We start from the raw sequence: 556 nt of genomic DNA on the forward strand, positions 1-556 counted from the left end.
ACCCCATCGTCACCATCTTGCTGATATTCTCCGGAAGTAAAGGCAGGAGCATGCCAAAGCCGCACAGTAACAACGTCCACAATATGGCGCTCAGCCATGCAAAGTAATGGAACTTCGACACGCGTTTCACACGTAATCCCATCATCAATGGCAAAAGCGAACGCACCACCGGAATGAAACGCGCGCAAAACAATGCAACTAAGCCATGTTTACCCAAAAGAACATCGACTTGTTCGAGTCTTTTCTGTGGAACAGCATTCACCCAGCCTTGAACTTTAGGTAGGCGGTTTAGCCATTTTCCTTGCAAGTATGCCGCCCAACTTCCTAAGCCCGCACTCACAATAATCACCAACATGATGGCAATAGGATCAAGCACGCCTACCGCCGCAAGTGTGCCAGACAACACCACTACGCTATCGCACGGAAATGGCGCAGCAGGAATAAAACCACTTTCCAAAAAGATTAATGTCGCCACGACAATATAAATAATCCCTGCACTTCCTGGCGCCATAAGTGCAGAAAAGTCTTGATGCCAAAAGGCAAGCAAGACGCCCAT

General features: G+C 48.4%; 1 protein-coding gene. It reads right to left on the reverse strand.

Features of this window, described 5'->3' with window-relative positions; translation table 11 throughout:
• A partial coding sequence (locus tag R7E78_RS29350; RefSeq protein WP_318059049.1) for a DedA family protein occupies nucleotides 1–556 on the reverse strand: 556 nt, incomplete at its 3' end.

This window comes from Vibrio sp. YT-19(2023), from assembly GCF_033337395.1.